Origin of the sequence: Amycolatopsis sp. NPDC089917 (genome assembly GCF_040684635.1) — a bacterium.
Classification (GTDB): domain Bacteria; phylum Actinomycetota; class Actinomycetes; order Mycobacteriales; family Pseudonocardiaceae; genus Amycolatopsis.
The window spans coordinates 19,081-43,380 of record NZ_JBFBGL010000065.1; the positions used below are offsets into that span (position 1 = coordinate 19,081).

Here is a 24,300-nt window from a genome sequence, read left to right on the forward strand (position 1 = left end):
ATTCGTCCTGAATCCCGAAGGTAAGGTGAGGCCCATGATCGATCCCGCGCGTCTGCTGTCCGTCGCCCGCGAAGAGGCCGAACTCGGCAAGGCCGAGGGCGGGGTCCCGATCGGCGCCGCGCTCTTCGACACCGACGGCGTCCTGCTCGGCCGTGGCCATAACCGCCGGGTGCAGGACGGTGACCCGTCGATGCACGCCGAGACCTCCGCGTTCCGGAACGCGGGCAGGCGGCCGCACTACCGGGACACCGTCATGGTCACCACCCTCTCCCCCTGCTGGTACTGCAGCGGACTGGTGCGCCAGTTCGGCATCGGCCGGGTGATCATCGGCGAGGCCGCCACGTTCGAAGGCGGGCACGGCTGGCTGGAGGAGCACGGCGTCGAGATCACCCTGTTCGACGACCCGGCGTGCACCGCGCTGATGACCGAGTTCATCCGGGACCGTCCGGAACTGTGGTTCGAGGACATCGGGGTCCCGGCCGGGGACTAGACCGACTCCTCGGCGTCGAACACGACGGTCCGGTTGCGCCCGGCCCCCTTGGCCGCGCGCAGCGCCTGATCCGCCGCGCCGACGAGCCTGTCGAGCGTCTCACCGCCGGCGGGATGCGACGAGACGCCGATCGAGACGGTCGCCCCGGCGAACGTCCCACCCAGTGAGACGAACGTCGAGGAGATCCGCAGCCGGATCCGTTCGGCGATCGCGTGCGCGTCGAACCCGCTCGTACCCGGCAGCAGGACGACGAACTCCTCGCCGCCGAACCGGCCGACCAGATCCGCCGCCCGGACCTCCGCGCGCAAAGTGTCCGCCACGGCGCGGAGGACGTCGTCCCCGACGTGCCTGCCGTGCTTGTCGTTGAGCCGGGCGAAATGGTCGAGGTCGAGCATCAGCAGCGAAAGATCGGCGCCACGGCCCCGAAGCAGATCGAACTGGGTGCGCGCACCGTCCATCCAGGACGACGCGGTCAGCAGCCCGGTGCCGGCGTCCGTACCCGCGTGGCCGCGCAGCGCGCGCATCGTCCCCGCCCGATGCAGCACCACAAGCGCCCCGGCGAGTACCACGGTGACGAGCGGCCAGTCCACCGCCGACCACGCGAGCAGCAATCCGAACGCGACCATCGCCGCGTCGAAGGCGAAACCCGACGGTTCGGCGCCGAATTCCGCCGCCGGCGCGGCCAGCGCGGCGTCGACGGACAAGAACACCAGCCCGGTCGCGAAAACCAGGGCGAAACTCTCGAAATCCCTTGTCGCGTCGGCGAACGGGGGCGCGCCCAGCAGCACCGGGATGATCGAGGCGCCCAGCGCCGACAGCATGGTCGCGGACGCCGCGAACACCTGGCGGTGCGGGATTCCGCGCCGGATCCGGACCCAGCGGTACCCCGCGGAAGCGACGACGAGCAGGGCGGCCAGCGCGGGCGGGACCAGCAACGCGCCCGCGAAGATCCAGGCGGCGTCCAGTCCGGCGCCGAGCCGGGTGTCGGCGCGGGACCGCTCGACGGAGCGCGAAAGCTCCGAGCTGAGGATCATTCCCGCCAGCAGAGCGGAAAACGGGAGCAGGGACGACGGCGCGGGCGGCCGCAGCACGAAGAGGTAGGCGGTGGCGGCGAAGGCGGCGGCGTCGACGAGGAGCAGGTACCCGATCAGGCCCCGCCTGGGTAGTTCCCACAGGCTCCAGGACCCCAGCAGCCGGCGCGGCACGGCGAGCCGGTCTCTCCGGCCTCGGCTTCCGGTCGCCATCAGGGAGTCCCCCACCATTTCGGCAAAGTAGCCGGTTCCGGCGGTGGTGTCGATCCTCTTTCCGGGTCATGACCCCCTACTAAGGTCGGTCGTTTCGTCCCGGAATCCCGGTGAATTCTTGACAGTCCTCAATGGTCTAGTCCACCGTGAGGGAGCGCACCCTCCCGGTTGATACGCCGCGTCAAGACGGAGGTGCTCCACACCTGCGCGCCTCACCGCGCGCGTACCAGTTGGAGGACCTATGAAATCCCTACGACGCTGGGCGACACTGGCCACCACCGTCGGCGCCGCTCTCGCCACGGCCGCCGGCCTCGCCCCCGTCGCCTCCGCGGCACCGGACGCGGTGCTCGCCTCGCCGTATCTGTACCAGTGGTCGGGACAGACGGACCCGATCGCCGCGATGAACGCCTCCGGGGTCAAGGCCTTCACCCTCGCGTTCATCCTCTCCGACGGCGGCTGCAACCCGAAATGGGACGGCACCCGTTCGCTCACCGGCTCCGACGCCACGATGATCAACAACATCCGGGCCAAGGGCGGCGACGTCATCCCGTCGTTCGGCGGCTGGTCGGGTACGAAGCTCGGCACGAAGTGCACGACACCCGCCGCACTCGCCGGCGCCTACCAGAAGGTGATCGACGCCTACAAACTCAAGGCGATCGACCTCGACATCGAGAACACCGACGAATTCGAGAACAACACCGTCCAGGACCGGATCCTGAACGCCGTCAAGATCACGAAGCAGAAGAACCCCGGCCTGCGCGTGGTCATCACCATCCCGACCGAGGTCGGCGGCCCGAACGCGACCGGTAAGCGCCTCATCAACCAGTCGAAGGTGCTCGGCGCGGGCGTCGACGCGTGGTCGGTCATGCCGTTCGACTTCTCCGGCGGCGGCGACATGGCGGGAAAGACCCGCAGTGCCGTGGACGGGCTGAAGAACGCCGTGAAGTCCACCTTCGGCCTGAGCGACGACGCGGCCTACCGGCGCAGCGGGCTCTCGTCGATGAACGGGAAGACCGACGTGGCGGGCGAGACCGTCAGCGTCGCCGACTTCCGCGCGATCCGCGACTACGCGGCGAGCAAACATCTCGCCCGGCTGTCGTTCTGGGCGGTGAACCGCGACTGCGACAACTGCGCGGGGATCTCGCAGGGCAAGTACGACTACACCAAGATCGTGGCGGGTTACACCGGCTGACTTCCGTTCCCCACCGGTGTCAGCTCTTCGCGAATCCTCCTTTCGCGAAGTACGTGAAGGCCTCCTTCCCCGCTCACAAGGCAGGGATGGAGGCCTTCACGGCATTCACGTGATCAGACACGGAACTCAGCGACCGCAGTCCGGCGCGGTGTTCAGCGGCCGCCCGCGCGACCACACCAGGTCGACCGGATGCACCGAACCGTCCGGATCGATGGACAGGATCGGCAGCGCCTTGTCGAGCTGATTCCCCGTCGCCTGGTCGAAAGCGACGAACCCGGTCGCGCCCGGCACCGGCGAATTGCAGTCGATGCTGCGCACCACGTTCGCCACCGAGACCGGATCCGCCGACACGTTCTGCACCGCGGCCGTGACCGCCGCCGCGACGGCGTCGTGCTCGATCATCGCGGCGCCGTCCCACAACTCCCCCTTGGGAAAGCCATGGGTGCCGGTGAATTCGGCGACGAAGTTGTCGTAGTTCTTCTTGTACGTCGCATGCGCCGGATCGGCGGTGAACATATCCCACTGGTCGGGATAGGCGAGCGCCGTGTAGCGGAGCCGGACGCTGATGTCCTTGTCGAGCTCCAAGGGATTCCCGGCGAGGGTGCTCGCGTCGTCTCCGGTCATCACGGTCACGGAATCGAGTCCTTCACAGGCGCCGTCGCCCGCCAGCGCCGCCACGAGCGCGCCGAGGTCCAGACCGCGGCCCGCGAAGTAGATCAGATCGGGTCTCGCACCACAGATGTCGTTGTGCCACCTGCTGAACAGCGCCCGCAGATAAGCCTCGCGCGAGGTGTCGGCCAGTGGCTTGACCTCGTAGGTCTTCGTGAAGATCACCGGCACCTTCGACGAGCTCTTGAAGGCCTCGGCGAGCGTGGTCGCGTAGGTGTCCTCCTTGCTGACGCCCTGGATCATCATCACACGCCGGAAACCGTGCTCGGCGATGTATCCGGCGGCGGCGCGGGCCTCGTCGGTGTTGGTCGGGCCCACGCGGAAGAAGTTGTCGATCCGCGCGCCCTTCAGGTCGGTGTTCATGTTGTCCGCGGTGACGGTCGCGCCGATCGTGGCGATGCCGTGCTGGGACAGCTCCGCCACCAAGGCCCGGCTGTTCTCCGAACTGACGCCGACGTCGGTGACCGCCACGATGCGCTGGGCGGCAGCCGCGGCGATGATCTCGTCCGCGACGACGCGCCAGTGGTCGGCGTTGCTCCCGTAGTTGGCCAGCAGCAGCTTGATCCCCGGCGGCCCGTTCTTCGGCCAGGCGGCGGTGATCGCGCCCTGGACCTCGCGCCGCACGAACGGGAACGGCTGGCTGTCGACCTTCGGGTCGGGCGCCAGGTTCTCCAGCACCACGATGGTCTTGAAGGTGTCGCCCACCGAGTCGTTGCGGCTCTTGATGAGCTTCTGCAGCGGGTCGAGCGGGTCGTCGTCGCGCATCGGGCCGGAGTCGAGGTTCAACCCGACGCAGACGTACGACGAGCCGACCGACTCCTTGTCCGCGTCGACGGTGTGCAGCCCCGCGCCACAGGACTCCCACGGTCTGAGCCCCACCAGCGCGGCGCCTGCCAGCAGGACGACGACCGCGATCAGCAGCGCCCGATGACGGCGCGCCCAGCCTCGGGGCCGCACCGGCGGGCCCGTCTCCGCGCGTTCACGCGCCTCGGACATACGGGTTCTCAACGAATCGAGCCAGGACATGACGGGTTTCCGTTCAGGTTCAGGGGAATTCGCCGCGGCGGGCGGCTTCCTTGGCCGACACGAGCGCGCCGACGTCGGGCTGATGCGAAGTGGTGGCCAGCGCGGCGAAGGCGTTCGCGATCACCTGGTGCTGGTCCTGCCCGCGGACGGCGAAGGGGTTGGCGGTCAGCCAGCCCGCCGCGATGAGCCGGGCGACGTTGTTCCGGATCTCGGACCGGGCGGTGGGACGGCGCGCGGTGTCCAGGTTGACCAGCTCGTCGTACAGCTCGGCGTGATCCCGTTCGGGCGGCAGATCGTCCGGCGCGTTCAGGACCAGCTCGAGCTTCGCGATCCATTCCGCGTGCGGGATCCGGTTGAACTCCTGCTCGAAGAACGAGACCACCTCACCGATGTCGCCCAGCGCGAGATTGCAGTAGGCCAGGCGCACCGGATCCTGCGCGGTGTCCGGATCGTCGCGCAGGGCCTTGAACTGGTCGGTGTAGGTCGGCCCGTCCCCGTCACCTCGCCGGGCCAGCGCGGAGACCAGGTTCGAGGCGATCCACGGGTGCAGCGCCGCCTGGTCCTCGGTCGTGCCCGGCGGGTTCTTCGCCGTGACCCACAGAGAAGTGCGCAGTTCGGTCAGGATCCGCCCGACGTGCGGCTGGTCGATGCGGCTCTGCGCGGCGTCCGGGATCAGCCAGGGCGCGGTCGCGAACGGGGCCGCGGTCACGAAGTCGTCGAGCTCGACGTCGTCGAGGTGTTCGGTCAGCCCGAGCTCGGCCAGCCTCCGGTAGCAGGGATCCTGCTCACCGACGGGATCGGTGGTCAGCAGATCGCGGTCGCCTTCGCGGACTTCGCTCGCCCGCAACCGCTCGGTGAGCTGCTCGACCGCCGACGGCAGTCCACCGGTCGCCCGGTGCGCGAGCGTGACCTTCGGGGTCCGCACCCCGGAATCGAGCACGCGCGCGATCCGCCCGATGGGCTGGGGCGAGACGCGGACGGGGTAATAGGGCGAGTCGAGCGTCCCGGCTCCCGTCTTCGCCCAGTCGCCGTACGAGGCCTCCTCGCAGTCCGTAATCGGCCGGACGGCGGGCGGAGCGCCGGACGCCGGCTTCCACGGCGCCAGCCAAGCCGTCCCCCAGTCGTCGTGCCAGCGCCCGCTCGTCGCGATCACCAGCAGCGCGTCGTGCGCGTCCCGGTCGTTCGGATGCTGGACGGCGTACCGTTCCCGCGCGGCGACCAGGTCGGCGAGGAACTCGGTCCCGCCGGCGTGCTCCACGTCGTCGAGCACGATCACCCAGTTGTGCCAGTGCCTGCGCTGCTGCGAGAGGTCGCACGCGCAGGGGCTCTTCTCCTCCGGTCTGGCCATCCTCGGATGGTTCTCCCGGACGTCGCCGAGGAACGCCGCCATCAGCCACTCGGTGACCGCCTTGGCGTCGCGGGCGCTGCCGTGCGCGAGCCGGTTGAGTTCGAGCAGCGCGTCGAACGGCGATCTTCCCTCGGCGTTGGGGAAGTCGGCCAGCGACCGCAGCGCCTTCCCGAGCCTCGGCCGGATGTTCCGGACCAGATGCGGGAACGTCTGGCGGAACAGATCCGCGTACGGCGGTTCGACGAGACCGGTCGCCTTCGCCGTCTCGGTCAGCGTGTCGAGCGCTCGGTCGAGCGCCGGTGTCCAGATGATTCCATGAAAACTGTGGATCAATGATTTCAGTTGCGCCAGGTCTTCGTCACGATTTCGCCCGGAAAGCTCGGCCTGAACCGCGATCAGCGCGATGGTGAACCGAACGAACTGCGGTTTCGGTCGATTTCGCCATTTTGCCGACAATCCGTAGGCCAGTTTCGTGAGCACGTCGATCGTGCCCGCTCTGCCGCCCTGGCCGAAATCGAATCCGGCGTGCACGACACCCCAGCCCAGGTCGCGGCGGATCGCTTCCAGTGCCGTGGTCTTCCCCGAACCGACCGGTCCGAGCAGCAGCGTCACCGGCTGCCTGCGGGACGGCTTGCCCGCCTCGCGGTTGATCAGCATTCTCCGGGCGAACTGCACCGCCGGAGAATGTCGGTCCACACTCATTTTCCTGTTCAGCCCCTAGCTGTGCTCCGGGAAGGGAATGGAGAGTGCGAACCATCGTAGGTACCCGGACGGAGCCGGGACACGGGAATACCGACACCAGACACGAAAGGACGAAATCCGGGGGGAATCGTAATTATCGATCGACGATGAGCGATACCGCCGATCACCCGATCGGAGCTGTCCGCCTTATTGCGGCTGCCTGCCGCCGCCCCGATAGGCGCCGGGATATCCGTCGCCGTGGTAGTAGCCGCGGTTCCAGTCCTCGTGGTACTCGTGACCGGCGCGCGGATCCGGCTCTTCTTCGGGAGGGGGCGACGGCGTGGGAGACGGCGTTTCCGAGCCGTGCATCGCCGCGGTCATCGGTGGCGGGGGCGCGACACTTCCGCCCGAGGGTCCCGACGGGACGGGCGGGGGCACCGCGTCGTCCGGGACCAGGATGGCCTGCGGGGCGATGGTCAGCGACGGCGGTGGGAGCGGCATGCCGGGGAGGACCTCGGCGGAGTCGGCCGGCGTGAGCAACACGGCCAGCAGGCCGCCGACGACGACGCCGCCCGCCGAAAGCGCCGAAATCCGCCGGAGTCTCCCCCTGCCGGGACCGACGGCGTTCGGGGCCCGGTGCTTCGGCCCGCGCGGTCCCCGGCGACGGGGTACGGCACCGGCCGCCCGCATCAACTCGCTCAGGGCGTCCCCACCGGCTTCGCGGCGAGCCGTGCGTGCCATCGGCACCTCCAAACCCCGGTCCGCCGATCTACGCGGCGGCCTCGACCCGGGGTGGATATTAGGAACGCGGGAGGCACTTGTAAACGGAGGCCGTCCATGGCGGACAGACGGTGCGGCGAAAGGTCAGGCGGCTGCGGTGACCGCGATCGCGTGCCGGCCATCCGATCACGCGTGTCGTCCGTTCCATCACGCGTGTCGTCCGTCCGATCACGGGTGTTCTCCGGCGCGCAGGTGCCCGGACGGCGCAGATTCGTGACCGGGAGGACGACACACGTGATCAGGTGGACGACACGCGTGACCGGGCGGACGACTCGTGGGTGGGTCAGGCGGCTGCGGTGACCGCGATCGCGGCCTCGCCGGCCTCGGTCAGTTCGGCGGGCACCCGGCCGGTCACCGCGGAGAGCCCGGTGGACTCGGCGGGGCGGATGTAGCCGCCGTGGGCCAGGGCGTGCGCGGTCATCTGGTCGCAGCAGGCGAATCCGTCGATGAAGAGGTCCGGCTCGCAGCTGCACGACATCTCGGCACGGCGGGCCGCGACCGCTCGCAGCATCGCCATCGCTCGATGGGACAGTTCGACCTCTGAACCGGACACCGGACTGGACCTCTCTCGATCAGCTACCCGAATCAGCAGCACTTACACCGTGTTATCGGCCGCTGCTCCATCAGTGTTAACAAGATCTCAGACGTTCTCGGGATTTTCCAGGTTCCGTTCGATCTTCTGGCTTTTTGCCACTGCCAGCGTGGGCTCCAGGACGCGGGCCCACTGGGCCACGATCTGCTTGCGGCGCTTCGTGTCGTCGGTCAGCAGATTCGCCAGGCCGAGGCCGCGGGCAAGATCGAGAGTGGCCTGGACCAGCTCTCGGACGCCGTGATGGGACTCGTCGACACCGAGCAGCTCGACGGTCACTCGGTGTGCTTCCCGGCCGACCCGCGCCTCCAGCGGCACCAGGGTCGCGCGCAGGGCTTCGTCGGTCGACGCCGCGACCCACAGGTGCAGCGCGGCGCGGAACATCGGCCCGCTGTAGAGGTTGAGCACCATGTCGACGGCCCGTTCGATCCGGGACCGCCCGGACGGCAGCTCGGCGGCGCGGGCGCGCAGCTCCACGATCTGGATCTCGCCCACGTGCTCGACCGCGGCCGCGACCAGGTCCTCCCTGGTCGGGAAGTGGTGCTGGGCGGCGCCGCGCGAGACCCCGGCGCGTTCGGCGATCACCGCGACCGTGGTCCCGTTCCAGCCCAGCTCCCCGATCGTCTCGACGGCGGCCTCGACCAGCCGCCGCCGGGTCGTCCGGCTGCGCTCCTGCTGTGGTTCGCGGATCACGGGGTGCGGCTTTCCACCCAGAAATCGAGCTGCAGGTCTTCCTCACGCCCGCCGACGCGGTACTTCGAGAAGTCCGTGACGCCCTCGGCGGCCAGCACCTCGTCGTCGAGGTAGAAATTCCCCGTCGCCCCGGTGCCCGGTTTGGTGAGGATCGCGTGCGCCGCGTCCGCCATGATCTCCGGCGTCCGCGACTTCGCCGCGAGTTCGGCGCCGACGACGTTGCGGATGGCGGCGGTGTCGATCGTGGTCCGGGGCCACAGCGAGTTCGCCGCGATCCCGTACTGCCGCAGTTCCGCGGCGAGCCCGACTGTCACCAGGCTCATCGAGTACTTCGCGATGCTGTACGCGAGATGCCCGGCCTGGAACCACTTCTCGTCGAGGCTGATCGGCGGCGACAGCGTCAAGATGTGCGCGTTCTCCGCCAGCTTCAGATACGGGATGGCGAGTTTCGACAGCAGGAACGACCCGCGCGCGTTGATGTCCTGCATCAGGTCGTAGCGCTTCATGCTGACCGACTCGGTCGGCGTCAGGTCAATCGCGCTGGCGTTGTTGAGCACGATGTCGATGCCGCCGAACTGCTCCGCGGTCCGCTCGATCGCGGCTTCGACCGACGTGTCGTCCCGGACGTCGCCGACGATCGGCAGCGCCTGCCCTCCGGCGTCCTCGATCGCCTTGGCCGCGGTGTAGAGCGTGCCCGGCAGCTTCGGATGCGGCTCGGCGGTCTTGGCCAGCAGGGCGATGTTCGCCTCGTCGCGGGCGGCACGGACGGCGATGGCCTCGCCGATCCCGCGGCTGCCGCCGGAGATGATGATCGTCTTGCCGTGGAGCGTGCTCATGGACGCCTCCTCAGTAGGACCTGGGCAGGCCCAGGCTGTGCTGGCCGACGAAGTTGAGCACCATCTCGCGGCTCACCGGCGCGATCCGGCCGAGCCGGACGGCCGCGACCAGCGTGCCCAGCCCGTATTCGCTGGCGAGGCCGTTGCCGCCGTGGGTCTGCACGGCCTGGTCGACCGCGCGGATGGCGACCTCGGCGGCCGCGTACTTCGCCATGTTCGCCGACTCGCCCGCGCCGAAGTCGTCGCCGGAGTCGTAGAGCGACGCCGCCTTCTGCGTCATGAGCTTGGCCAGTTCCAGCTCGATCTTGATCTCGGCCAGCGGATGCGCGAGACCCTGGTGGGTGCCGATCGGCGCGCCCCACACCTTGCGCTCGTTGGCGTAGGCGACGCCCTTGGCCAGCGCGTACCGCGCGATGCCGAGCGAGAACGACGCGCCCATGATGCGTTCGGGGTTGAGCCCGGCGAACAGCTGCGCGATCGCCGCGTCCTCCTCGCCGACCAGCGCGTCGGCGGGCAGGTGGACGTCGTCGAGGAACAGGCCGAACTGCTTCTCCGGCGAGACGATGTCCATCTCGATCTGCTTGTACTCGAAGCCGGGCGCGTCGGTCGGGACGATGAACAGCGCGGGCTTGAGCTTGCCGGTCTTGGAATCCTCGGTGCGGCCGACGACCAGGACGGCGTCCGCCTCGTCGACGCCGGAGATGTAGACCTTCCGTCCACTGAGGACCCAGTCGCCGCCGTCGCGTTTCGCGGTGGTGGTGATCTTGTGCGAGTTCGACCCGGCGTCCGGTTCGGTGATCGCGAAGACCATCCGCCTGCTGCCGTCGGCGATGCCGGGCAGCCAGCGCTTCTTCTGCTCGTCGGTGCCGAACCGGGAGATGACCGTGCCGCAGATCGCCGGCGAGACGACCATGAGCAGCAGCGGGCAGCCCGCCGCGGCGAGTTCCTCCAGCACCGCGGCGAGATCCGCGATCCCCGCTCCCCCGCCGCCGTACTCCTCGGGCAGGTTCACGCCGAGGTAGCCCAGCCGTCCGGCCTCGGCCCACAGTTCCTCGGTCTTGAGCCCGGCGCGGGCCTGCTTCGAGTAGTACTCGTGCCCGTACTTCTTGCCCAGTTCGGCGACCGCTGCCCGCAGCGCGACGCGCTCCTCGGGCTCGGTGAAGTTCATCGCGTTCATTCGTCGTCTCCTACCACCGCGAGGATCGTGCCCACTTCGACCTGTTGTCCGACCACCACCGGGAGTTCGGTCACGACGCCGTCGGCGGGCGCCGCGATCCGGTGTTCCATCTTCATCGCTTCCAGCCACAGCAACGGATCGCCGGTCTTGACGGTGTCTCCGGCCTCGACCGCGAGCCGGACGACGGTGCCCGGCATCGGCGCCACGAGCGAACCGGCGGCGAGCGCCGCGTCCGGGTCGGTGTACCTCGGCACCACGTTCAGTTCGACAGTGCCTTCCGACGAATCGACGTACACCACGTCGCCGTACCGGGCGACACCGAACTTCCGCCGCACCCCGGAAACCTCCAGGATCACGTTGCCGGGCTCGGCGGAAACCAGTTCGACGCCTTCGAAGCCGTCCGCACGCAGACCGTCGCGGGTGAGTGTGTAGACCACCTCGATCTCGTCCTCGCCTCGACGAAAACGTTTGCGCTGCCCTTGCGAACGGACATTGCGCCAGCCACTCGGCAGTCGTCCCTGCACCGGGGCGTCCGCCCGATTCACGGCCGCGCCCGCCAAAGCGGCGGCGAGCGCGGAAATCCGTACGGTGTCCACAGTGGCCAATGGCCGGGCCAGGGTTTCGAGACCGTGCCGGTCGAAGAACGCCGTATCGGTCTCGCCCGCGAGGAAGGCCTCGTGGCGCAGGACGTTCACCAGCAGGTCGCGGTTGGTCACCACGCCGTGGATCTCCGCGCCGGCCAGCGCTCCGGCCAAGGCCCGCGCCGCGCTCCGGCGATCGGGCGCGAAAGCGATGACCTTGGCGAGCATCGGGTCGTAGTGCACGCCGACGGTCTGGCCGCTGACGAAACCGGAGTCGAGCCGGACACCCGGGCCGACCTCGAATTCGCGTCGTGCGGCGGGAAGCTCGAAACGGTGCAGGGTGCCACTCTGCGGCTGCCAGCCCGCGGCCGGGTCTTCGGCGTAGAGCCGGACCTCGATCGCGTGGCCCCGCGTCTCCGGCTCGTCGATCGGCAGGTGCTCGCCCTCGGCGATCCGCAATTGCAGCGACACGAGGTCGAGTCCGGTCGTGGCCTCGGTGACCGGGTGTTCCACCTGGAGCCGGGTGTTCATCTCCAGGAAGTAGAACCGCCCGTCCGGACCGGCGAGGAACTCGACCGTCCCGGCGCCGACGTAGTCGATCGCCTGCGCGGCCTTGCGCGCGGCGTCGAACAGCGCCTCCCGCATCGCATCGTCGACGAACGGCGACGGCGCCTCTTCGACGACCTTCTGGTGGCGGCGCTGGATCGAGCATTCCCGCTCCCCCACCGCCCACACCGTGCCGTGGGTGTCGGCGAGCACCTGGACCTCGATGTGCCGCCCGGTCTCCAGGTACCGCTCACAGAACACGGTCGGGTCGCCGAACGCCGACGCGGCCTCCGCGCTCGCTCCCTCGACCGCCTCGGCGAGCTCGCCGAGCGAGCGCACGACGCGCATGCCCCGTCCACCACCACCGGCGGAAGCCTTGACCAGCAAAGGAAGGTCGACCTCGGTGACCTCGGCCGGGTCCAATTCGGACAGGATCGGGACACCGGCCTCGGCCATCATCCGCTTGGACTCGACCTTGGAGCCCATGCTCTCGATGGCCTCCGGCGGCGGCCCGACCCAGGTCAGCCCGGCGTCGATCACGGCGCGGGCGAACGCGGCGTTCTCGGACAGGAAACCGTAACCGGGGTGGATCGCGTCGGCGCCGGTCTCGACGGCCGCCTTGATCAGCAGCCCGGCACGCAGATAGGTGTCGGACGGCGCGTTGCCCGGCAACCGGACGGCGACGTCCGCCTCGGCGGTGTGCGGCGCGTCGGCGTCCGCGTCGGAGAACACCGCGACCGTGCCGATCCCGGCGTCACGGCAGGTACGGAACACGCGGCGGGCGATCTCGCCGCGGTTGGCGACCAGGAGTTTCTCGATCATGCCGCTCACATCCTGAAGACGCCGAAGCCCTCGGCGCCCTTCACTGGTCCATTGTGGATCACGGACAGGCTGAGCCCGAGCACCGTGCGGGTGTCGCGGGGATCGATGATCCCGTCGTCGTAGAGCATCCCGGAGAGGAACATCGGCATCGACTCCGCCTCGATCTGCCCCTCGACCATGGCGCGCATGGCGGCGTCGTGCTCCTCGTTGTACTCCGCGCCGCGCGACGCGGCGGCGGCCCGGGCCACGATGGACAGCACCCCGGCCAGCTGCTGCGGTCCCATGACCGCGGATTTCGCGCTGGGCCAGGCGAACAGGAACCTCGGGTTGTACGCGCGGCCGCACATGCCGTAGTGCCCGGCGCCGTACGACGCGCCCATGAGCACCGACAGATGCGGCACCTTCGAGTTCGACACGGCGTTGATCATCATCGCGCCGTGTTTGATGATGCCGCTCTGCTCGTACTCCTTGCCGACCATGTAGCCGGTGGTGTTGTGCAGGAAGACCAGCGGCGTGTCGATCTGGTTGGCCAGCTGGATGAACTGCGCCGCCTTCTGCGATTCCTCGCCGAACAGCACACCCTGCGCGTTGGCGAGGACGCCGACCGGGTACCCGTGGATGCTCGCCCAGCCGGTGGCGAGACTGCTGCCGTACAGGGGTTTGAACTCGTCGAAGTCCGAACCGTCGGCGACCCTGGCGATCACCTCGCGCGGGTCGAACGGCACCTTGAGATCGCTGGGCACGATGCCGAGCAGATCTTCGGCGGAGTACAGAGGCTCGGCGTAGTCCGGCTTCGGCGTCGGCCCCTGTTTGGTCCAGTTGAGCCGTTTGACGATGCTGCGCCCGAGCCGGATCGCGTCCTCTTCGTCCGCCGCGAGGTAGTCGGCGAGCCCCGAGGTGCGGGCGTGCATCTCGGCGCCGCCGAGCGATTCGTCGTCGGACTCCTCGCCGGTGGCCATCTTGACCAGCGGCGGCCCGCCGAGGAACACCTTCGCGCGTTCCTTGACCATCACGACGTAGTCCGACATGCCGGGCAGGTACGCGCCGCCCGCGGTCGAGTTGCCGAACACCAGCGCGATCGTGGGCACCTTCGCCGCCGAAGACCGCGTGATGTCGCGGAAGATCCGGCCGCCGGGGATGAAGATCTCCTTCTGCGTCGGCAGATCCGCCCCGCCGGACTCGACGAGGTTGATCACCGGCAGACGGTTCTGCGCGGCGATGTCGGCCGCGCGGTAGCTCTTCTTGGCCGTCCACGGGTTGCTCGCCCCGCCTTTGACCGTCGGGTCGCTCGCCGAGATCATGCATTCGACGCCTTCGACGACGCCGATGCCGGTGATCACGCTGGCGCCGACCTGGTAGTCCGAACCCCAGGCCGCCAGCGGCGACAGTTCCAGGAACGGCGAGTCCTCGTCGAGGAGGAGCTCGATCCGCTCGCGGGCGAGCAGCTTGCCGCGTTTGCGATGCCGGGTGACGTACTTCTCGCCGCCACCCGCGATCGCCTTCGCCTGCTCGCCGTCGATCTCGGCGAGCTTGCCGAGCATGGACTCGCGGTTGGCCGCGAACTCGTCGCTCCGTGAGTCCACTATGGACCTGATCGTGCTCATGCGGTGTATCCCAATCGCTTCGCGGCCAAGCCGGTGAGGATCTCGTTGGTCCCGCCGCCGATGCCGAGGATGCGCACGTCACGGTAGTGACGCTCCACTTCGGACTCCCGCATGTAGCCGAGTCCGCCGTGCAGCTGCACGGCCTCGTTGACCACCCATTCGGCGGTCTCGACGGCGGTGTTCTTCGCGAAACAGGCTTCGGCGATGACCTCTTCGCCCGCGACGTGGCGCTGCGCGACCTGCCGGGTGTAGGCGCGGGCGACGTCGATCTTGCGCGCCATCTCGGTGAGCTTGTGCTGCACGAGCTGCCGGGAGATCAGCGGACGGCCGAACGTCTCCCGCAGGCGGCACCAGTCCAAGGTCAGGTCGAGCGCCCGTTGCGCGTGCGCGTACCCCTGCACCGCCAGCGAGACCCGCTCGGTGACGAACTGAGTGGCGACCTGGGCGAATCCGCTGTTCTCCGCGCCGATCATGTTCTCCGCGGGCACCCGGACGTCCACATAGGACAGCTCGGCGGTGTCCGAACAGAGCCAGCCCATCTTCTCCAGCTTGCGGGAGACGGTGAAGCCCGGCGTGCCGCGTTCGATGACGATGAGCGAGATGCCGTGGGCGCCGGAGTCCCCGGTGCGGACGACGGTGGTCACGAAGTCGGCGCGGCAGCCCGAGGTGATGAAGGTCTTGGCGCCGTTGATGACGTATTCGTCGCCTTCCCGGACGGCCGTGGTGCGGATCCCGGCGACGTCCGAGCCGCCGTCGGGTTCGGTGACCGCGAGGGAGCCGATCTTGGCCCCTTCCAGCGCCGGCCGGACCCAGCGTTCGATCTGCACCGGATCGCCGGCCGCCGCGATGTGCGGGACCGCGATTCCGCAGGTGAACAGCGAGGCGAAAAGCCCGCCGGAACCACCCGCGTAGTGCAGTTCCTCGGCGATGACGACGGCGTCGAGGTAGTCGCCGCCCCCGCCGCCGACCTCTTCGGGGAAGCCGACACCGAGCAGTCCGAGCTCCCCCGCCTTGCGATGCAGATCGCGCGGCAACTCGCCTTCGCGTTCCCATTCGTCGAGGTACGGCAGGATCTCGGCTTCGGCGAACCGTCGGATGGTCTTGCGCAGCTCGACGCGTTCCGGCGTGGAGAACGGATCGGTCACAGGAGAGCCTCCGGGATGTCGATCTCGCGGGAGCGAAGCCATTCCCCGAGGGCCTTCGCCTGCGGGTCGAACCGCGCCTGCGACGCGACGCCCTCGCCGAGGATGCCTTCGACGACGAAGTTGAGCGCCCGCAGGTTCGGCAGGAGATGCCGCCGGACTTCGAGGTCCGCGGTCTCGGGGAGCAGCAGTTTGAACTCGGTGACGGTGAGCCGGTGCGCGAGCCAGCGCCAGGCCTCGTCCGATCGGGCCCAGACGCCGACGTTCGCGTTGCCGCCCTTGTCACCGCTGCGCGCGCCGATCACCCTGCCGAGCGGCGCCCGGCGGACCTCGGCCTGCGTGAACGGGGCGGGCAGCTGCTCGTTGTCCACTTCGGACAGAGGCAGTGTTTCGGTGGCGGGCGCGATGTCGCGACGCGTTCCGTCCGGCAGCACGGCGACGTGCGGGACCTCGTGCGCGTCGACGAAAGCGGCCCGGTAGACGCCGTAGGGCGACGCCGCCGAGGGCGGTGCGGTGACGTGGAAGCCGGGGTAGCTCGCCAAGGCCAGCTCGATCGCCGCGCCACTGAACGCGCGTCCGGCGACCTCCGGATCCGCGTCCTTGACCGCGACGTGCAGCAGCGCGCTAGCCTGCTGCTCGGTTTCGGCGTCGGGCCGGTCGGTGCGGGCCAGCGTCCACTGGACGTCGGCGGGTGGCCGGGCCTTGAGCGCGCCTTCGAGCTGGTCCTTGACCAGCGCGGCTTTCGTTTCGACGTCGAGTCCGGTGAGGACGAACGTCGTCTCGTTACGGAAGCCGCCGAGGCCGTTCAGGCAGACCTTGAGCGTGGGCGGTGGCGGTTCGCCGGTGACCCCGCTGATGCGGACGCGGTCCGGACCGTCGTCGGTGAGCGTCAGCGTGTCGAACCGCGTCGTGACGTCCGGCCCGGCGTACCGGGCACCGGTGATCTCGTAAAGCAGCTGTGCCGTAACGGTTCCGGCGTTCACGACGCCGCCGGTGCCGTGGTGCTTGGTGATCACGCTGGAGCCGTCGGCCGAGATCTCGGCGATCGGGAATCCCGGGACGCCGAGCTCGTGTTCGGTGAAGAAGGCGTAGTTGCCGCCGGTAGCCTGCGTGCCGCATTCGATCACGTGCCCGGCCGCGACCGCGCCCGCCAGCGCGTCGTAGTCGTCGCGCGCCCAGCCGAAGTGCGCGGCCGCGGGGCCGACGATCACCGAGGCGTCGGTGACGCGCCCGGTCACCACGATGTCGGCGCCCGCGTTCAGGCATTCCGCGATCCCCCACGCGCCGAGGTAGGCGTTGGCGGTCAGCGTCTTGCCGAACCCGAGCTCTTCGGCGCGCTGGATGAGGTCGTCGCCCTCGACGTGCGCGATGGCGACGTCGACGCCGAGTTTCGCGGCCAGCTCACGGAGCGCGTCGGCGAGCCCGGCGGGGTTGAGCCCGCCGGCGTTGGCGACGACCTTGACGCCCTTTTCCTTGGCCAGCGCGAGGTTCGCCTCCATCTGGCGGAGGAACGTCTTGGCGTAGCCGCGGTTCGGGTCCTTCATCCGGTCGCGGCCGAGGATGAGCATGGTCAGCTCGGCGAGGTAGTCGCCGGTCAGCACGTCGAGCTGACCGGCGGTGAGCATCTCGCGCACGGCGGAGAACCGGTCGCCGTAGAACCCGGACGCGTTGCCGATCCTGATCGGGGCCGCGGTCACGAGAACTGCCCCGGCCGCCGTCCCGCGCCGGGAGGCCCGGCGAAGGCCTGCGCGATGCCGAGCCATTCCTCGACGTCGGCGCCGGTGGCGACCAGGTCGGTGTCGTCGGGATGGCGGCGCTGGGTGATGACGAGACAGAAGTCGACCGCGCTCCCGGTGAGCCGCTGCCCGGCGTCCTCGGGCCCGAACGTCCAGGTGGTGCCGTCCGGCGCGGCCAGCTCGACGCGGAACTCCTCGGCGGGCGGGGCCAGCGAGTTGAGCTTGTAGGCGAAGTCGCGGGTGCGGGTCCCGAACCGGGCGATGTGCCAGATCCGGGGCGAGTTCTCGCGTGTCAGGCCGAGCGCGTCGAAGATGTCCTGGCCGTGCGCCCAGGTCTCCATGAGGCGCGCGGTCACCATGGACGCCGCGCTCATCGGCGGGCCGTACCAGGGGATCTTCTGCCCGCTGGGCACTTCTTCGAGCGCCTTGGCGAGTTCCGCGCGGCCGGAACGCCATTCGGCCAGCAGCTGCCGGGGCGGCGTCTTCGCGCCATCGGCCGCCCCATCGTCGACGTAGCTCTCCCCGGTCGCGAGGAGTCCTTCGATCTCGGCCTGCCATTCGGCCTCGGAACCCCGCGCCGCGATCAGCGCCTTCTTGTCCGTCCAGGCCAGATGAGCGATCTGATGGGCGATCGTCCAGCCTTCGGCCGGGGTCTGCCGCGCCCAGTCCGACGCGGGCAGAGCCGCCACCACGTCGTCGATGGCCTGCGATTCCGCCGCGAGATCCCCAAGGATCACGCCCAGGTCAGCCATGCCCGCCTCCTCGCGTCTCTCCCCAGGCTGGCACCCCCCGCCAGAAAAATCAAGCACGCCTGATTGTTTTACCCACCTTGCCCTCCCTCCCAACCCGCATCCAGAGGACCAAATGCGTAAGGCAGCCAGACAGGACGCCGCACTCGCGTGATCAGACACGCGACTCGCGTGATCAGGGACGGAACTCGCGTGTCTGGACGCCGCACACCCAAGTACGGCGTCCAGTCACGCGAGTTCCGCCTTCCGTCACGCGAGTCCCGTGTTCAATCACGCGAGTCACGTCCCTGATCACGCGAGTCACGCCATCAGGGCCGCTCGAACTCCCGGATCAGCACCGGGTACTGCTCCCCTCCGTGCCCCGCCGCGATCGCACGGTCGGCCATCGCCTTGATCAGCTTCGGCAGTTCGGCGTTCACGCCCAGCGCCTCGCTCTCCTCGACCATGTGCGCCATCGCCCGGACGTCGGTCTCCAACGCCGACACCTCCGCGGGGAAGGAACCCTTGTCGACCTGCTCCGCGTATCCGGGCAGCCAGCTCGCCACCCCGGCGGCGATCTGCTGCGCGAACGGCGCGTACGTCGCGGCGTCGACACCGGCCGTCTTGAGCATCGCCGTGCCCTGGAGCCACGCGTTGAGCACGCTCCACATCATCGTCAGACCCGCGACGTCGTACAGGGACGCGAGCCCGTGGTCTTCGCCGAGATGGCTGATCGTGCCGAGCGCGCCGAGGTCGAAGTCCGGCCGTGGCCCGCTCAGCAGGATGGTCGCCTCGGCGGTCCCGATCGACGACGGGATGGCCATGATCGCGCCGTCCAGATAGCGGGCGCCCTGTTTTCCGGCCCAGGCGGCGGTTTCCCGCGCTTGAGCGGAGTCGCCCGAGGTCAGGTTGACGAGTGTCACGCCCGCCAGCGCGGCATCGTCGAGCAGGGCGCGGACGGCGGAGTAGTCGGTGAGGCACACGACCGTCGCACCGCCCACCGCCAGCGCGTCACCGATCGTGGGCGCGAGCCGCGCCCCCTCGGCCACCAAGGAGGAAGCTTTGGCGGCCGTCCGGTTCCACACGGTCGTGGGATGCCCGGCCGCGAGGAGCGCGCGGGCGAGCGCGGTCCCCATCAGCCCGAGGCCGAGAACTGTCACGGGTGCGGTGGTTTCGCTGTTCATGGCAGCATCGTCGACGTTGAGACCGGTATGAAGGTCAAGTGGGGAACGCGATGAAAATCGGGGAACTGAGCCGCCGCACGGGTGTCAACACCCATCAGCTGCGCTACTACGAAGCGCAAGGGCTCCTGGAAGCGGAACGCGCCACGAACGGCTACCGCGAGTACGACGAGACCGCGATCCTGCGGGTGAAACAGATCCGGCATCTGCTCGCCGCGGGCCTGTCGTCCGAGGACATCGCGTACCTGCTCCCCTGCGCGATCGGCGAGGAGCCCGAACTGATCGGCTGTCCCGAACTGCTGGCCGCGATGCGCGAACGACTCGGCAAGCTCGACGAACAGCTGGACAGGATCATGCGATCCCGCACCGCGCTCGCCGGGTACATCGAAGCGGCCGAACAGACCGGCAAGAAGACCTACGAGCTCTTCGCCTGAGCCTTATTGACACCTTGTCAACATAGCCTTACTTTCACGTCATGAGCGCGTACGCCGAAATCACCTACGAGGTCGCCGACCGCATAGCGACGGTCACGCTCAACCGGCCCGAGGCCCGCAACGGCTACACCATCCGGATGGCCGACGAACTCGGCGACGCGATGGACCGGGCCGACCGCGACGAAGACGTCCGGGTGGTGATCCTGACCGGCAACGGCAAGGACTTCTCGGTGGGCGCCGACCTCTCGCAGGGCGGTTTCGACTTCGATCCGGAGGCCGGACCGGACGCGGCGTGGCAGGAGCCGGCGGGACGCTGCTCGAAACGGATCTTCACGATGAACAAGCCGGTGATCGCCGCCCTGCGGGGCGCGGCCGTCGGCGGCGGCGTCACGATCACGCTGTCGTGCGACTACCGCCTGGCGTCCACCGACTCCCGGTTCGGCTTCGTGTTCGTCCGCCGCGGCATCTACCCCGAAGGCGCGTCCGCGTGGTTCCTCCCCCGGCTCGTCGGGATGGGCACGGCACTCGACTGGATGATCAGCGGCCGCGTCTTCGGCGCCGAGGAGGCGAAAAGCGCCGGTCTGGTCCACAGTGTCCACGAGCCCGGCGAAGTGCTCGGCAAGGCCCGTGAACTGGCACAGGAGATCGCCACGACCACGTCACCGGTCTCGGTCGCGGTGACCCGTCAGCTGCTGTACCGGATGGCGAGCGCCGAATCGCCGTTCCCCGTGCACGAACTGGACTCGCGGCTGATCGGCGGCCTGGGCTCCAGCCCGGACGCCGTCGAAGGGGTCATGTCCTTCCTGCAGAAACGACCACCGGAGTTCTCCATGCGCGTCGACACCGACCAGCCCGCCTACCTGCCGTGGCGGAACGCGTGACCGCCTATCCCCCGGAGCCGTGGAACCTGGCGGGTCAGGCGTACCTGTCGATCTGGCGTGTCCCGGTGAGCGAACTGCCCGCGCTGCCCGAAGGTGTCGAACCGATCGTGGCGGCCGGGCGCGCGCAGGTGTTCACCGCGTGGATCGACTACCAGGAACCAGGCCAGCTTCAGTACCACGAGCTGCTGGCGACGGTCGCCGTCCGCGGCGAACGCCTCTCCAGCTCGATCACGGACATCTGGGTCGACAGCGAGGTCTCGCTCGCCGGCGGCCGCGCGCTGTGGGGCATCCCCAAGGACCTCGCCGCGCTCGGCTTCACCCACGGGCGGACGTTCACCGCCTCGGCGGCCACCCACGAGGACTGGATAGCGACGGCCGCCTTCACCGCCCGCCCGAGCCTTCCGATCCGGATGCCTGCCGCCTTCGACGTCGTCCAGATGTTGGACGGACGTCTCAAAAGAAGCCCCGTCCGGGCGAAGGCGCGACCGCGTCCGGCGGCCGCGGACTGGCGGATCAACGAGCACGGACCGTTGGGCTTCCTGGCCGGTCAGCGGCCCGTCCTGAGTGCCTGCCTGCGCGATTTCACGATCGTTTTCGGCGGCTGACCAGCCGCTCAGCGTGATCGTCTAACCCGCCAGGGTGAGGCCACGACACGCCACCCATTGGGGCACGTGCAGCCTCCGACCCCTACATGTAGTCTCTGGGAACCGGCACCGCCCAGCGACGGGGAGACCGCTCGGGAGCGGTGGTCGGACAGCTTTGTGAACGTGCAGCGCACGGCCTTGTGAGGCCTTGTGGTGCTTCAACGCGCCCTTTTGGAGTGACGCATGTCAGTCGATACCGGTCAGCGGCCACCCTCGTCTTCGGACACCACGCCTGCGACCGTGCGGGTCATCCGGCGGGACGGCAGCGTGTCCCCCTTCGACGCGAACAAGATCTCGGTCGCCGTGACCAAGGCCTTCCTCGCCGTCGAAGGAGGTGACGCGGCCGCCTCGTCGCGGATCCACCACCTGGTCCAGGAACTGACCGAGCAGATCGAAGCCTCCCTGCTCCGCCACGCCGGTCCCGAGACCGCGCTGCACATCGAGCAGATCCAGGACATCGTCGAGCTCGCGCTGATGCGCGGCGAGCACCACAAGGTCGCCCGCGCGTACGTCCTTTACCGCGACGAGCGCGCGAAGGCCCGTGAGTCCGAGAAGCCCGCGTCGTCCGACGTCGCGATCAGCGTCAAGGCCGCCGACGGCTCGCTCCGCCCGCTCGACTGGGCCCGCGTCTCGCACGTGGTCGGCGAGGCCGTCACCGGTCTCGAGGACGTCTCGGCCGAGCCGGTGCTGGCCGAGGCCAAGCGCAACCTCTACGACGGCATCAGCGCCGACGAACTCGCCCTCGCCCAGATCATGGCCGCGCGCGTGCTCGTCGAGCAGGAGCCGAACTACTCCTACGTCAGCGCCCGGCTGCTGGCGGACAAGCTCCGCGGCGAGGCGCTCAGCTACCTCGCGGGTGCCCCGCAGCAGGCCAGCCAGGACGAGATGACCACCCGGTACCCGCAGTACTTCCGGGACTACCTCAAGCGCGCCATCGAGCTGGAGCTGGTCAACCCCGAGCTGCAGACCTTCGACCTGGACAAGATCACCGCGGCCATCCACGCCGAGCGTGACCTCGACTTCGGCTTCCTCGGCCTGCAGACCCTGTACGACCGGTACTTCCAGCACCACAACGGTGTCCGCTTCGAGCTGCCGCAGGCGTTCTTCATGCGCGTCGCGATGGGCCTGGCGATCCGCGAGGACGACCGCGAAGCCCGCGCGATCGAGTTCTACGAGCTGCTCTCGTCGTTCCACTTCATGGCGTCCACCCCGACGCTGTTCAACTCGGGCACCACGCGCCCGCAGCTGTCGTCCTGCTTCCTGACCACTGTGGACGACGACCTGGACTCGATCTTCCAGGCGTACAAGAACAACGCGCTGCTGGCGAAGTACTCGGGCGGTCTCGGCAACGACTGGACCCCGGTCCGCGGCCTCGGCGCGCACATCAAGGGCACCAACGGCCAGTCGCAGGGTGTCGTGCCGTTCCTCAAGATCGCCAACGACACCGCGGTCGCGGTGAACCAGGGCGGCAAGCGCAAGGGCGCGGCCTGCGCGTACCTCGAGACCTGGCACGTGGACATCGAGGAATTCCTCGACCTGCGCAAGAACACCGGTGACGACCGTCGTCGTACGCACGACATGAACACCGCGAACTGGGTGCCGGACGAGTTCCTCCGCCGCGTCGAGGCCGACGCGCAGTGGACGCTGTTCTCGCCGAACGAGACCCCGGACCTGCACGACCTCTACGGCACCGCGTTCGCCGAGCGCTACCGCGAGTACGAGGCCGCCGCCGAACGCGGTGAGCTGAAGGTGTTCCGCAAGGTCCGCGCGATCGACCTGTGGCGCCGCATGCTGACCATGCTGTTCGAGACCGGCCACCCGTGGATCACCTTCAAGGACCCGTGCAACCTGCGTTCGCCGCAGCAGCACGTGGGTGTCGTGCACTCGTCCAACCTGTGCACCGAGATCACCCTGAACACCACCACCGACGAGGTCGCGGTCTGCAACCTCGGCTCGGTGAACCTGCTCAAGCACGTCACCCCCGAGGGCATCGACGCGAAGCGCCTCGAGAAGACCGTGCGCACCGCTGTCCGCATGCTCGACAACGTGATCGACATCAACTTCTACACCATCCCGGAAGCGCGCCGCTCCAACCTGCGCCACCGCCCGATCGGGCTGGGCCTGATGGGCTTCCAGGACGCGCTGTTCGAGATCGGTGTCCCGCTGTCCTCGGAAGCGGCCGTCCAGTTCGCGGACCTCAGCATGGAGCACATCAGCTACTACGCGATCTCGGCCTCGACCGACCTCGCCGAGGAGCGCGGCCAGTACCAGACGTTCGAGGGTTCCTTGTGGAGCAAGGGAATCCTGCCGATCGACTCGATGCAGCTGCTGATCGACGCCCGCCAGGGCGACGCGCTCGACGTCGACACCTCGTCCACTTTGGACTGGGCGCCGCTGCGCGAGCGGGTCAAGACCGTCGGCATGCGCAACTCCAACGTGATGGCGATCGCGCCGACCGCGACGATCTCCAACATCGTGGGCGTCGGGCAGTCGATCGAGCCGCTGTTCCAGAACCTGTTCGTCAAGTCCAACATGTCCGGTGACTTCACCGTGGTGAACCCGCACCTGGTCCGCTCGCTCAAGCAGCGCGGGCTGTGGGACGAGGTCATGGTCTCGGACCTGAAGTACTTCGACGGCAGCCTCGGCCAGATCGACCGCGTGCCGGACGACCTGAAGGCGCTGTACGCCACCGCGTTCGAGATCGAGTCCAAGTGGCTGGTGGACGCCGGTTCGCGTCGGCAGAAGTGGATCGACCAGGCCCAGTCGCTGAACCTGTACATCGCGGCGCCCAGCGGCCGCAAGCTCGACGAGCTGTACCGCTACGCCTGGCACAAGGGCCTCAAGACCACGTACTACCTGCGGGCGCGGTCCGCGACGCACGTGGAGAAGAGCACCCTGCGCGGCACCGACGGCAAGCTGAACGCGGTCTCGGCCACCCCGGCCCCGGCCGCACCTGCCGCACCGAAGGCCCCCGCGCCCGCCGCTTCGCCCGCGCCGTCGGCCACCGCCGCGGTCTCGCCGTCGCCGGCCGCCGCCGTCCCGGCCGTGCCGGTGACCGCCCCGGCCGCCAAGCCGGAGCCGAAGGAGATGCCGCAGGTCTCGGACGTCGACTTCGTCGCCACCGACGGCGCCGCCTGCCGGATCGACGACCCCGACTGCGAAGCCTGCCAGTGACCTCCCGGTCGTGAGTGGCGATTCGGGTTACTGGCTGGAAGAGCCCCCACCCAACCACCCCACCCCCCCCAGAAGGAAGACACGCACGAGAGGAAGAGCGGG

The 24,300-nt window shown here is 69.1% G+C and carries 20 protein-coding genes; 6 read left to right on the forward strand and 14 right to left on the reverse strand.

Annotated elements, in window-relative coordinates; genetic code table 11:
* Positions 1-34 precede the first annotated feature (34 nt).
* Positions 35-490 (forward strand): nucleoside deaminase, encoded by a 456-nt coding sequence (locus AB0N89_RS33530; RefSeq protein ID WP_364213149.1) that lies wholly within the window; start codon positions 35-37, stop codon positions 488-490.
* Here the strand turns inward: AB0N89_RS33530 and AB0N89_RS33535 are convergent.
* Complete coding sequence (locus AB0N89_RS33535) at positions 487-1,752, reverse strand: GGDEF domain-containing protein (RefSeq protein ID WP_364213152.1); 1,266 nt, start codon at positions 1,750-1,752, stop codon at positions 487-489. The two genes, AB0N89_RS33530 and AB0N89_RS33535, sit on opposite strands and share 4 nt — an antisense overlap.
* 223 nt (positions 1,753-1,975) lie before the next feature.
* Between AB0N89_RS33535 and AB0N89_RS33540 the strand changes: the two genes are divergently transcribed.
* Positions 1,976-2,926: a chitinase gene (locus AB0N89_RS33540; protein ID WP_364213155.1), complete on the forward strand. Its 951-nt coding sequence runs from the start codon at positions 1,976-1,978 to the stop codon at positions 2,924-2,926.
* 126 nt (positions 2,927-3,052) lie between these two features.
* On the opposite strand, the gene AB0N89_RS33545 is transcribed toward AB0N89_RS33540, so the two are convergent.
* From AB0N89_RS33545 to AB0N89_RS33605, 13 genes are all read right to left on the reverse strand, one after another.
* Entirely contained in the window at positions 3,053-4,591 is a 1,539-nt protein-coding gene (locus AB0N89_RS33545) for an amino acid ABC transporter substrate-binding protein (protein ID WP_364213158.1), read from the reverse strand.
* Between the two features lie 49 nt (positions 4,592-4,640).
* Positions 4,641-6,644, reverse strand: coding sequence for a hypothetical protein (locus AB0N89_RS33550; RefSeq protein ID WP_364213161.1), 2,004 nt, complete (start codon positions 6,642-6,644; stop codon positions 4,641-4,643).
* Positions 6,645-6,857: 213 nt separating this feature from the next.
* Entirely contained in the window at positions 6,858-7,391 is a 534-nt protein-coding gene (locus tag AB0N89_RS33555) for a hypothetical protein (protein WP_364213164.1), read from the reverse strand.
* Between the two features lie 322 nt (positions 7,392-7,713).
* Positions 7,714-7,983: a hypothetical protein gene (locus tag AB0N89_RS33560; RefSeq protein ID WP_005152108.1), complete on the reverse strand. Its 270-nt coding sequence runs from the start codon at positions 7,981-7,983 to the stop codon at positions 7,714-7,716.
* An 87-nt stretch (positions 7,984-8,070) separates the two neighbouring features.
* On the reverse strand, positions 8,071-8,712 hold the full coding sequence (locus tag AB0N89_RS33565; RefSeq protein WP_364213167.1) for a TetR/AcrR family transcriptional regulator: 642 nt from the start codon (positions 8,710-8,712) through the stop codon (positions 8,071-8,073).
* Positions 8,709-9,548 (reverse strand): NAD(P)-dependent oxidoreductase, encoded by an 840-nt coding sequence (locus AB0N89_RS33570; RefSeq protein WP_364213171.1) that lies wholly within the window; start codon positions 9,546-9,548, stop codon positions 8,709-8,711. Before AB0N89_RS33570 ends, AB0N89_RS33565 begins: the two co-directional genes overlap by 4 nt.
* 10 nt (positions 9,549-9,558) lie before the next feature.
* Positions 9,559-10,725, reverse strand: a complete 1,167-nt coding sequence (locus AB0N89_RS33575) for an acyl-CoA dehydrogenase (protein WP_364213174.1) — start codon at positions 10,723-10,725, stop codon at positions 9,559-9,561.
* Positions 10,722-12,674, reverse strand: a complete 1,953-nt coding sequence (locus tag AB0N89_RS33580; protein ID WP_364213176.1) for a biotin carboxylase N-terminal domain-containing protein — start codon at positions 12,672-12,674, stop codon at positions 10,722-10,724. The genes AB0N89_RS33575 and AB0N89_RS33580 overlap by 4 nt, the downstream gene beginning before the upstream one ends.
* A gap of 5 nt (positions 12,675-12,679) precedes the next feature.
* Positions 12,680-14,278: a carboxyl transferase domain-containing protein gene (locus tag AB0N89_RS33585; RefSeq protein WP_364213179.1), complete on the reverse strand. Its 1,599-nt coding sequence runs from the start codon at positions 14,276-14,278 to the stop codon at positions 12,680-12,682.
* On the reverse strand, positions 14,275-15,423 hold the full coding sequence (locus AB0N89_RS33590) for an acyl-CoA dehydrogenase family protein (RefSeq protein WP_364213182.1): 1,149 nt from the start codon (positions 15,421-15,423) through the stop codon (positions 14,275-14,277). Before AB0N89_RS33590 ends, AB0N89_RS33585 begins: the two co-directional genes overlap by 4 nt.
* Positions 15,420-17,117, reverse strand: a complete 1,698-nt coding sequence (locus AB0N89_RS33595) for an acyclic terpene utilization AtuA family protein (RefSeq protein ID WP_364213185.1) — start codon at positions 17,115-17,117, stop codon at positions 15,420-15,422. The genes AB0N89_RS33590 and AB0N89_RS33595 overlap by 4 nt, the downstream gene beginning before the upstream one ends.
* Entirely contained in the window at positions 17,114-17,908 is a 795-nt protein-coding gene (locus AB0N89_RS33600; protein ID WP_364213188.1) for a TIGR03084 family metal-binding protein, read from the reverse strand. The genes AB0N89_RS33595 and AB0N89_RS33600 overlap by 4 nt, the downstream gene beginning before the upstream one ends.
* Positions 17,909-18,213: 305 nt before the next feature.
* Positions 18,214-19,068, reverse strand: coding sequence for an NAD(P)-binding domain-containing protein (locus tag AB0N89_RS33605; RefSeq protein ID WP_364213191.1), 855 nt, complete (start codon positions 19,066-19,068; stop codon positions 18,214-18,216).
* Positions 19,069-19,118: 50 nt separating this feature from the next.
* Here AB0N89_RS33605 and AB0N89_RS33610 point away from each other — a divergent pair, with 50 nt between their 5' ends.
* From AB0N89_RS33610 to AB0N89_RS33625, 4 genes are all read left to right on the forward strand, one after another.
* Positions 19,119-19,499 carry a MerR family transcriptional regulator gene (locus AB0N89_RS33610; protein WP_364213194.1) on the forward strand — a complete coding sequence of 127 codons (381 nt, stop codon included), beginning with the start codon at positions 19,119-19,121 and terminating at the stop codon, positions 19,497-19,499.
* 41 nt (positions 19,500-19,540) lie between these two features.
* Positions 19,541-20,380 carry an enoyl-CoA hydratase-related protein gene (locus AB0N89_RS33615; RefSeq protein ID WP_364213196.1) on the forward strand — a complete coding sequence of 280 codons (840 nt, stop codon included), beginning with the start codon at positions 19,541-19,543 and terminating at the stop codon, positions 20,378-20,380.
* The gene (locus tag AB0N89_RS33620) at positions 20,377-20,985 is read left to right on the forward strand and encodes an acetoacetate decarboxylase family protein (protein WP_364213199.1); all 609 of its coding nucleotides are present in this window, start codon (positions 20,377-20,379) and stop codon (positions 20,983-20,985) included. The genes AB0N89_RS33615 and AB0N89_RS33620 overlap by 4 nt, the downstream gene beginning before the upstream one ends.
* A gap of 222 nt (positions 20,986-21,207) precedes the next feature.
* On the forward strand, positions 21,208-24,198 hold the full coding sequence (locus AB0N89_RS33625) for a ribonucleoside-diphosphate reductase subunit alpha (protein ID WP_364213202.1): 2,991 nt from the start codon (positions 21,208-21,210) through the stop codon (positions 24,196-24,198).
* Positions 24,199-24,300: the final 102 nt, after the last annotated feature.

Bases quoted from the DNA above. Each gene is read 5' to 3' on its own strand.
- AB0N89_RS33530 (WP_364213149.1), top strand. From the start codon at position 35: ATGATCGATCCCGCGCGTCTGCTGTCCGTCGCCCGCGAAGAGGCCGAA.
- AB0N89_RS33535 (WP_364213152.1), bottom strand. From the start codon at position 1,752: ATGGTGGGGGACTCCCTGATGGCGACCGGAAGCCGAGGCCGGAGAGAC.
- AB0N89_RS33540 (WP_364213155.1), top strand. From the start codon at position 1,976: ATGAAATCCCTACGACGCTGGGCGACACTGGCCACCACCGTCGGCGCC.
- AB0N89_RS33545 (WP_364213158.1), bottom strand. From the start codon at position 4,591: ATGTCCGAGGCGCGTGAACGCGCGGAGACGGGCCCGCCGGTGCGGCCC.
- AB0N89_RS33555 (WP_364213164.1), bottom strand. From the start codon at position 7,391: ATGGCACGCACGGCTCGCCGCGAAGCCGGTGGGGACGCCCTGAGCGAG.
- AB0N89_RS33570 (WP_364213171.1), bottom strand. From the start codon at position 9,548: ATGAGCACGCTCCACGGCAAGACGATCATCATCTCCGGCGGCAGCCGC.
- AB0N89_RS33575 (WP_364213174.1), bottom strand. From the start codon at position 10,725: ATGAACGCGATGAACTTCACCGAGCCCGAGGAGCGCGTCGCGCTGCGG.
- AB0N89_RS33580 (WP_364213176.1), bottom strand. From the start codon at position 12,674: ATGATCGAGAAACTCCTGGTCGCCAACCGCGGCGAGATCGCCCGCCGC.
- AB0N89_RS33585 (WP_364213179.1), bottom strand. From the start codon at position 14,278: ATGAGCACGATCAGGTCCATAGTGGACTCACGGAGCGACGAGTTCGCG.
- AB0N89_RS33600 (WP_364213188.1), bottom strand. From the start codon at position 17,908: ATGGCTGACCTGGGCGTGATCCTTGGGGATCTCGCGGCGGAATCGCAG.
- AB0N89_RS33605 (WP_364213191.1), bottom strand. From the start codon at position 19,068: ATGAACAGCGAAACCACCGCACCCGTGACAGTTCTCGGCCTCGGGCTG.
- AB0N89_RS33610 (WP_364213194.1), top strand. From the start codon at position 19,119: ATGAAAATCGGGGAACTGAGCCGCCGCACGGGTGTCAACACCCATCAG.
- AB0N89_RS33615 (WP_364213196.1), top strand. From the start codon at position 19,541: ATGAGCGCGTACGCCGAAATCACCTACGAGGTCGCCGACCGCATAGCG.
- AB0N89_RS33625 (WP_364213202.1), top strand. From the start codon at position 21,208: ATGTCAGTCGATACCGGTCAGCGGCCACCCTCGTCTTCGGACACCACG.